General features: G+C 49.9%; 8 protein-coding genes and 1 pseudogene. 8 read left to right on the top strand and 1 reads right to left on the bottom strand.

The window, feature by feature from the left end:
- The first annotated feature begins 236 nt into the window (after positions 1-236).
- From LC653_RS47715 to LC653_RS46645, 4 genes are all read left to right on the top strand, one after another.
- Positions 237-332: an NAD-dependent epimerase/dehydratase family protein gene (locus LC653_RS47715; protein WP_372478302.1), complete on the top strand. Its 96-nt coding sequence runs from the start codon at positions 237-239 to the stop codon at positions 330-332.
- A gap of 93 nt (positions 333-425) precedes the next feature.
- Entirely contained in the window at positions 426-1,127 is a 702-nt protein-coding gene (locus LC653_RS43365; protein ID WP_229501440.1) for an SDR family oxidoreductase, read from the top strand.
- The gene (locus LC653_RS43360; RefSeq protein ID WP_229501439.1) at positions 1,099-1,935 is read left to right on the top strand and encodes an NADP-dependent oxidoreductase; all 837 of its coding nucleotides are present in this window, start codon (positions 1,099-1,101) and stop codon (positions 1,933-1,935) included. The genes LC653_RS43365 and LC653_RS43360 overlap by 29 nt, the downstream gene beginning before the upstream one ends.
- A 37-nt stretch (positions 1,936-1,972) precedes the next feature.
- Positions 1,973-2,104 carry a hypothetical protein gene (locus tag LC653_RS46645; RefSeq protein ID WP_267923434.1) on the top strand — a complete coding sequence of 44 codons (132 nt, stop codon included), beginning with the start codon at positions 1,973-1,975 and terminating at the stop codon, positions 2,102-2,104.
- Here the strand turns inward: LC653_RS46645 and LC653_RS43355 are convergent.
- Positions 2,090-3,007: an AraC family transcriptional regulator gene (locus LC653_RS43355; protein WP_229501438.1), complete on the bottom strand. Its 918-nt coding sequence runs from the start codon at positions 3,005-3,007 to the stop codon at positions 2,090-2,092. The two genes, LC653_RS46645 and LC653_RS43355, sit on opposite strands and share 15 nt — an antisense overlap.
- A 260-nt stretch (positions 3,008-3,267) precedes the next feature.
- Between LC653_RS43355 and LC653_RS43350 the strand changes: the two genes are divergently transcribed.
- The 4 genes and pseudogenes from LC653_RS43350 to LC653_RS43335 all read left to right on the top strand — a co-directional run bounded on the left by LC653_RS43350 (position 3,268) and on the right by LC653_RS43335 (position 8,308).
- Positions 3,268-4,185: an SDR family oxidoreductase gene (locus tag LC653_RS43350; protein ID WP_229501437.1), complete on the top strand. Its 918-nt coding sequence runs from the start codon at positions 3,268-3,270 to the stop codon at positions 4,183-4,185.
- Between the two features lie 53 nt (positions 4,186-4,238).
- Positions 4,239-5,120, top strand: coding sequence for an aldo/keto reductase family oxidoreductase (locus tag LC653_RS43345; protein ID WP_229501436.1), 882 nt, complete (start codon positions 4,239-4,241; stop codon positions 5,118-5,120).
- Between the two features lie 97 nt (positions 5,121-5,217).
- Positions 5,218-6,243: an aldo/keto reductase gene (locus tag LC653_RS43340; RefSeq protein WP_229501441.1), complete on the top strand. Its 1,026-nt coding sequence runs from the start codon at positions 5,218-5,220 to the stop codon at positions 6,241-6,243.
- A 670-nt stretch (positions 6,244-6,913) separates the two neighbouring features.
- Positions 6,914-8,308, top strand: a pseudogene (locus LC653_RS43335) (IS110 family RNA-guided transposase).
- Positions 8,309-8,425: the final 117 nt, after the last annotated feature.

Genomic DNA, 8,425 nt, shown 5'->3' with positions numbered 1-8,425 from the left:
ATATTTGATTACTTCTCAATATTTCCGACATAGCAGCGCCTGTATTGTTCACAGTCTTCAAGGAATTTCAAAAATCTCAGCAAATCAGAGCATTTTTCTCTCACCAGAGACATAAAAGAGCGTTAGACGAGGAGTCCGACCGCGTGGTGATATCGCCTCCAGCGACACCGCGCCGGAGTCCGTTCAGCAAATATTCAGCAACCCACTTGGACACGAAGTTTTAAGGAGAAATTATCATGCGTGTTTTCGTCACCGGCGCTACCGGCTTTGTCGGCTCTGCTATCGTCCCCGAATTGCTCAATGCCAGACATCAGGTGCTGGGTCTCGCTTGATCGGATAAGGGTGCCGAGTCTCTGATCGCTGCTGGTGCTGAGGTGCATCGAGGCGATTTAGAAGACCTGGAAAGCCTCCGCAGTGGAGCAGCGATGTCGGATGGCGTCATTCACGCTGCCTTCAATCACGACTTCTCGAAGTTTGCGGAGAACTCCGAGGCAGATCGGCGTGCGATCAAGGCAATGGGCGACGTGCTTGCAGGTTCTGATCGGCCTTTGATCGTCACATCCGGGCTGCCCCTCACGCTCGATCGCCTCATTACAGAGGACGACGTGCCGCCATCCGGTTCAGGTGGAACTCCCAGGGTGTCAGAGCAGACGGCAATTTCGATAGTTGCGCGTGGCGTGCGTGCCTCAGTGGTGCGTATGCCGCAGGTCCACGACCGGGACAAGCAAGGCCTCGCTACATACATGATCGCGCTTGCCCGCGAGAAGGGAATCTCAGCCTATGTCGGTACCGGGCTTAACCGCTGGGCCGCAGTCCACCGGCTCGATGCGGCACCCCTCTACAGGCTGGCACTTGAGAAGGGATCTATCGGAGCGAGGTATCAGGCGATCGCAGAAGAGGGTGTGTCGGTTCGAGCGATTGCAGAAGCGATCGCTCGGGGTTTGAAGATCCCAGTCGTGGCCTTGTCACCCGAAGAGGCTGCAAGTCATTTCGGCTGGCTCGGATTCTTTGTCAGCATGGATGCTCCGGCATCGAGCGCGCTAACGCAGCAACGGTTGGGATGGCACCCGACAGAGAAGCCTGGGTTTATTGCCGATCTTGAGCGCTCAAGCGCATTTGAAGCCTGAGTTAGGGCTAAAACTCCCTATCTTTCTCGGTGGAGAGATTGCTGGAACGATTGAAAAGATTGGCGATGATGTCAGAGATCTCAAGGAGGGTGATACAGTTTACGGTATCGTGACCTCCGGAGGTTTCGCTGAATACGCGATCGCCAAAATCGGGGAAATAGTGACCAAACCCCAAAGTCTCGATTTCGAGAACGCGGCGGCGATTCCGCTAGGCGCGTTGACTGCATGGCAGGCACTTTTTGATTTGGCAAATCTTAGCAGTGGTCAGAGACTTTTGATCACCGCTGCATCAGGCGGAGTCGGTTCGCTGGCTATTCAACTTGCCAAAGCAAAAGGCGCATTCGTAATCGGCATGGCTTCGGGTCGCAATGAAGCGTTCGTCAGAGATTTAGGCGCGGATGAGTTCGTTGACTACACGAAGCAAAACTTTGAAGAAGTCGTCAAAGACGTGGATGTCGTTTTCGATACGGTCGGCGGCGACACGTTTGAAAGAGCGTTCCACACATTGAAAAAAGGCGGCTTTCTGGTGACAGCAGTGCAGTTTCCGTCCGAAGAAAAAGCGCAGAAATTTGGCATCAAAGCCGCGCGGGTCTACTGCAAACCCAACGCAAAACAGTTAGCCGCGATCAGCAAATTGGTTGACGAAGGCAGATTAAAAGCGCACGTTTCAACCGTTTATGCCGCTCGTGGAAGTGAAAAAGGCATTCCAACTTTCCCAAAGTGGGCGCACACGCGGCAAGATTGTTTTGCAAATTGGGACATCGTTTTGAAGCGGTTTTACCGTTGTCGTCAACTATGTCTCGAATGACAGTTTGGCGCAGGATGTCGTCAACGAGATTACTGGATTGGGCGGTCGAGCTATGGCGATCAAAGCCGATGTCAGTATCTCTGGTGAAGTCGATCGGCTGATCGAGACGACGTTGAAGCAGTTTGATCGCGCTGGGGTTCAAAAACAGGCAAGGTCAAGCGACCCGTAACCGTTCAATGTCTTGGATGGGTGGCGCACCAAACATCCGGGAATACTCGCGGCTAAACTGCGAGATACTCTCATAGCCCACCTGATAAGCCGCCTGGGTCGCATCCACATTCTCGGACAGCATGAACTGCCGCGCTGCTGACAGTCTCAACTGTTTTTGATATTGCAACGGACTCATTGAGGTCACTTGCTTGAAGTGGCGATGGAACGATGAAGCAGACATATTTGCCTGCTCAGCCAGCTCCTCAACTCGTAGCGGCTGGGCAAAATCTGCTTTGAGTCGTTTGATGACTTCAGCAATGCGCTGCATATTGCTACCAGCCGTGGCAATCTGACGAACCGCTTCCCCTTGTTCACCGATGAGCAGGCGGTAATAAATTTCGCGGATGACCATCGGGGCGAGAAACGGGATATCTTGCGGTGTCTCTAGAAGCTTTGTCAGGCGGATGGCACAATCAATCAACGTTGAATCGGCATCACTGATGAACCAGCCGCTGACGGAATCTTTCTGATCGATACTTGGATTCGTTTGAGCGATGATTTCACAGAGTTGGGCAGAGTCTAGCTTTAGCTTAAGACATAGATAGGGTTTATCGGGTGTCGCCTCGACAGCACATCCACTCATCGGCAAATCCACCGAAACAACCAGATACTGAGCAACGCCGTATTGATAAGCTTCTTCATTAAGCAGCACTTCTTTTTTGCCCTGCACCACAAGACCAAGCACCGGTTCGCTAACACCGTGCATTGCTGTAACAGAATCACATTCCCGCATGAATGCTAAAGAATCGATCGCAGTTATATGGGCACCGTTGCCCTTGCCGTTCGTGTGCCGAGCAACTAATGCCGCCAGTTCTTCACATTTGTCGATCGCTGCCTCGTGGCTCGTTGTCTCGATTTTCATGCATTCTGCCTGATGTGATTATTTTCATGCGCTTATTATAAGAACATTTTTTTGTTGCTTGCACCTTGCTTGAGAGGATTAGGCAAACATCTGCCAGTTTTGTGTATTTAAGCCCTTGCTTCTGACTCATAGAATGAATCTGTGCAAATACAGCAGTAAGAGGCTAAGGCAATGACTAAAAACAAGAAGACCTGGTTGATCACGGGGGCTTTCCGAAGTTTTAGAGAAGCACTGGCTCAAGCAGCTGATCAGTTATATATATGGGCATACCCCGATATGGGACAGATTTGGGGCTAACGGGCAAAAAGTCCTTCGTGCCTTCTTCATCAATCACTTTTCATAAACTTTTTGACCAAGGAACACCAATGAAAACATGGTTTATTACGGGTACATCACGCGGATTTGGTCGCGAATGGACTCAGGCGGCACTAGAACGAGGAGACAGAGTGGCTGCAACGGCGCGCAACCCTGATCGCCTCAAGGGTTTGGTGGAGCAGTTTGGCGAGCAGATTTTGCCCCTGCGTCTAGATGTCACCGATCGAGCAGCGGACTTGGCAGCAGTGCAGGCAGCACATGAGCATTTTGGACAGCTTGACGTGATTGTCAACAATGCAGGGTATGGCTTGTTTGGAGCGATCGAAGAAGTCAGCGAGGCTGAAGCACGAGCGCAGATCGAAACCAATCTGTTTGGGGCACTGTGGGTTACGCAAGCGGCATTGCCCTACCTGCGATCGCAAGGCAGTGGGCATATCCTCCAGGTTTCCAGCCTCGGAGGGATTGGTGCATTCCCAATGCTAGGACTGTACAACGCCTCCAAATGGGGACTGGAAGGATTCAGCGAGGCACTCAGTCAGGAAGTCGCGCCCTTCGGCATCAAAGTCACAATTATCGAGCCGGGTGGGTTCAGTACAGATTGGTCTGGTAGCTCGGCGGTACACGCTACGCAGATCGCGGACTATGACAGCTTGCGGAATGCACGGGCAACCCGAAATGCGGGTGTGAAGATTAGCGATCCCACCGCATCCAGCGCGGCAATCCTCAAGCTCGTCGATGCCGAGAATCCGCCGTTGCGCCTGCTCCTCGGCAGGTTTGCAACTCAGGCTGTCCCGCAAATCTATGAGCAGCGATTGAAGGTCTGGACAGAATGGCAAGATGTAGCGCGTGCTATTGACCCATAACGGATGGCACATTCAAGCAAGAAAAGTCGTAAACATTGACAAGGAGCAGTAATATGACTGTACAAACAAATCTTGGCGGTAGCTTCACGCTTCCAAACACTTCAATTACCTTGCAGCGCCTTGGATACGGTGCGATGCAACTCGCTGGTCCAGGAGTATGGGGACCGCCACGCGATGCTGATGCCGCCGTTGCCGTTCTGCGCGAGGCGGTAGCACTCGGAGTCAATCACATCGATACCAGCGACATCTATGGCCCGCATATCACCAATCAGATTATCCGGCAAGCACTGCATCCCTATCCAGAGGATCTCGTCATTGTTACTAAGACTGGTGCCCGTCGTCCTGCGGATGGCTCGTGGCAACCTGCGATGTCGCGGCAGGATCTGATTGATGCCGTTCACGACAACTTGCGAAACCTGGGAATTGATGTGATCGATGTCGTCAATCTCCGCATGATGAGCGAGAAACCATCGGAGGATTCTCTCGCAGAGCCACTAACCGTTTTGGCTGAACTCAAACAACAGGGGCTGATTCGCCACCTCGGAATCAGCAACGTCACGCCCAAGCAGTTAGCAGAGGCACAAACGATTACCGAGATTGTTTGCGTTCAGAATGAGTACAACTTAGCGCACCGCGACGATGATGCTTTTATCGATCAACTCGCACAGCAAGGAATCGCTTATGTGCCGTTCTTTCCACTCGGCGGGTTCATGCCGTTGCAGTCGTCCAAGCTCGAAGCCGCTGCAATTTCTCTAAATGCGACCTCGATGCAGGTTGCGCTGGCTTGGCTGCTCCAGCGTTCCCCTAATATCCTGTTGATTCCTGGAACGTCGTCGGTTGAGCATCTGCGCGAGAATCTCAAAGCCGCAGATTTGCAACTTCCACCTCAAATGATCGCAGATCTCAACTCAATCGCGACAACCGCTGCTCGGTAAAAGATGTACAGATCGATAGATGGATTCGATCAGCAAATACGGTCTCTTCAACAAAGACTGCTTCATTGCGACTTTAGTAAACAAAAGAATCATTGATATGCGATACAAATTGTTGGGTAAAAGCGGGCTCCGCGTTTCTGAACTGTGTCTCGGCACGATGACCTTTGGCGATGATTGGGGCTGGGGCGCACCCAAAGACACGAGCCGCCAGATGTTTGATGCCTTTGTCGAGGCAGGCGGCAACTTTATCGACACGGCAAACATGTATACCAACGGCAGCAGTGAGAAGATCGTGGGTGAACTGATTGCCGCTGATCGAGACCGCTTTGTTCTAGCAACGAAGTATTCATTGGCAAGTCAAATGCCTCCAACTGGGCAGAATCCAAACGATGGCGGTAACCATCGTAAGAATCTGATGCGATCGCTTGAAGGCAGTTTGAAACGATTGAACACCGAGTATGTGGATGTCCTCTGGCTTCATGCCTGGGATTTCACTACTCCCGTTGAAGAAGTGATGCGAGCCTTAGATGATCTCGTACGGCAAGGCAAGGTTCTATACATCGGCATCTCCGATACGCCCGCCTGGATTGTGTCGGAAGCAAATACTCTTGCCCGATGCAATGGCTGGACGCAATTCGTTGCCTTGCAAATTGAGTATAGTTTGATCGAACGCACACCAGAACGCGATTTGTTGCCGATGGCAGATGCTTTCGAGCTTGCAGTGACACTTTGGTCACCTTTAGCAGGCGGGGTACTGTCGGGGAAATACAGTCAGGGTGATACTCAAGCGACTTCTCGCGGCATGCATATTCCAGATCGCAGTTTGCAGATTGCTCATGCTGTAGGAGAGATTGCTCAAGCGTTAGGGCGATCGTCATCGCAAGTGGCGCTTGCCTGGATTCGTGCCCAAAGTCCGCAGATGATCCCAATTTTGGGCGCAAGCAAGCTGGAGCAACTGCAAGATAACCTAAAGTGCCTAGAGGTGACACTCTCAGATGAACACTTGCAAAAGCTCGATCAAGTCAGCCAGATCGAGTTGGGCTTTCCGCATGACTTTCTAAGTATTGACATGGTGCGCGGCAACTCATTTAATGGCATGTATGACCTGATCGAGCATCGCTGATGATAGCTGAGGCTGGATTGCAAGGCTGCAACGTATTCTTAACATGCTTGCTTTCCAGGAACGTCCTGTTGAGCATTTGCACGAGAACCTCAAAGCCGCATCTCTGCAACTTCCACCTCAAACGATCGCAGATCTCAACTTGATCGCGACCCCGAAAGACGGATGAGTGCTATTAAGACAGCTAACACAGCGTTTTTGAGGATGCCAAGGATACTTATCGAGCGCAGTCATCACCAGAACTCTTCGGCAAAATCGTGATTGACATAGTTTGAGCGATCGTAAACGCTGCGTGCAGTAGAAGGATCTTTAATTCTGTATCCCTTACCCTGCTTGCTTTCTAGCGTTTTCTTTTTTGATTCCTTTATTCATTCTACTCGGAAACTGACAGAAGCTGTTTACGGACGCTATCACTTCCGTTATGGATGGAAGAAACAAAATAAGATGCACCGAAAAAAATTACACTTTTATTGTGTCCTGACAGTTAAGACCGATCCCCCAATGGTGCTTCGTCGCCCGTACAGAAGCTTGGTTCTGGGTTGAGACGGTTATGACATTGGTGAAATGGCTGCTGCCATTATCCCGTTTAGGAGACTGTATTCATCCGTCAACCCAGGTCAGGGCGCACTTCCAATTGCTAGTATGACTCCGCATTCGGAGGAAGCCTTTGATGATGAAAACACCAAAGTCCAAATCCCGTTTCCATCAACCAACTACGAATGAAACTTCCGACTTAAGACTAATCAACCTAAATGCAGCGGGTATTGATATTGGTTCAGAATTTCACTGGGTGAGTGTACCAAAAGACAGAGCATCCGAGTGTGTAAGACGTTTCGGCTGTTACACTGCTGACTTGTATGCCCTTGCAGATTGGTTGGCTGAATGTAAAGTGGAAACTGTAGCAATGGAATCAACAGGGGTATATTGGATTGCGTTGTTTCAAATCTTGGAGACAAGAGGTTTTGAGGTCAAACTTGTTAACGCTCATCATGTCAAAACTTTACCTGGACGGAAAACTGATATTTGAGACTGTCAGTGGCTGCAACAGTTGCATAGTTACGGATTGTTGTCTGGTTCTTTTCGCCCGGAAGACCAAATTTGTGTATTGCGGAGTTATATCCGCCACCGAGATAGTCTCATCAAAAGTGCTTGTGTTCATATTCAACGGATGCAAAAAGCTTTAACCCAGATGAATGTGCAACTGCATAAAGTTATCAGCGATATCACTGGTACTACTGGGATGGCAATTATTCGAGCGATTGTTGCTGGGGAACGAAACCCACAAGTTTTAGCAGCTAAGAGACATCACCGTACTAAACGCTCCCAAGCAGAAATTGCTGCTGCTTTAAATGGGGATTATCGCAGTGAGCATATTTTTGTACTTCAACAGGAACTACAACTTTACGATGTTTATCAAGCTCAGATAGCCGCTTGCGACCACCAAATACAGGAGTGCTTGGCTGAATTTAGCGACAAAGTTAATCTCGATGAATCTCCGCTTCCGCAACCAAGGCACCCCCGCAATAAACCTCAAGGCAATGAACCCGCTTTTGATTTACGTAACCATCTCTACCGAATTAGTGGGGTTGATTTCACTGCCATTGATGGTCTTGGTATCCTGACGGTGCAAACTATTATTTCTGAGGTCGGTTTAGATCCTACTCGATTCCCAACTGTTAAACACTTTACTTCTTGGCTTGGTCTTTGCCCTTGTAATCGCATCACTGGCGGTAAAGTTAAAAGTTCTCAAACTCGCTTGGTAGTTAACCCTGCTGCCAATGCCTTCCGAATGGCAGCACAAACAGCTGGCAAGAGCAATTCTGCCTTGGGTGCTTTTTATCGTCGCTTACGTTCTCGACTTGGCACGCCCAAAGCTATCACTGCTACTGCTCATAAGTTGGCACGAATTTTTTACCGACTTTGGACAACTGGAGGTAACTATGAAGATATTGGCATGGATTATTATGAACAACGTTACCAAGAACGAGTTATCAATAACCTACGAAAAAAGGCTCTAGCTTTAGGTTTTGAACTCATTCCTCAGTCCGAAGCAAATACGGTTTCTTAGGAGCAGCCCCACTGGCGGCGATCGCCACCCGCTATGAATGGAAGAAACTATTTTGACGCGACTAATCAGCAGGTATATTAATAATTATCCTGACAGTTAAAACCGAACCCACAATAG

The sequence above is a fragment of the Nostoc mirabile CHAB5784 genome (genome assembly GCF_020829645.1).
Classification (GTDB): domain Bacteria; phylum Cyanobacteriota; class Cyanobacteriia; order Cyanobacteriales; family Nostocaceae; genus Nostoc; species Nostoc mirabile.
The sequence above is the reverse complement of the archived record's forward strand: the minus strand, read 5'-3'. Positions and strand labels throughout refer to the sequence as shown.

Coding starts and splice junctions, on each gene's coding strand:
- LC653_RS43340 (WP_229501441.1), top strand. CDS start 5,218: ATGCGATACAAATTGTTGGGTAAAAGCGGGCTCCGCGTTTCTGAACTG.
- LC653_RS43355 (WP_229501438.1), bottom strand. CDS start 3,007: ATGAAAATCGAGACAACGAGCCACGAGGCAGCGATCGACAAATGTGAA.
- LC653_RS43365 (WP_229501440.1), top strand. CDS start 426: ATGTCGGATGGCGTCATTCACGCTGCCTTCAATCACGACTTCTCGAAG.
- LC653_RS47715 (WP_372478302.1), top strand. CDS start 237: ATGCGTGTTTTCGTCACCGGCGCTACCGGCTTTGTCGGCTCTGCTATC.
- LC653_RS43350 (WP_229501437.1), top strand. CDS start 3,268: ATGGGCATACCCCGATATGGGACAGATTTGGGGCTAACGGGCAAAAAG.
- LC653_RS43345 (WP_229501436.1), top strand. CDS start 4,239: ATGACTGTACAAACAAATCTTGGCGGTAGCTTCACGCTTCCAAACACT.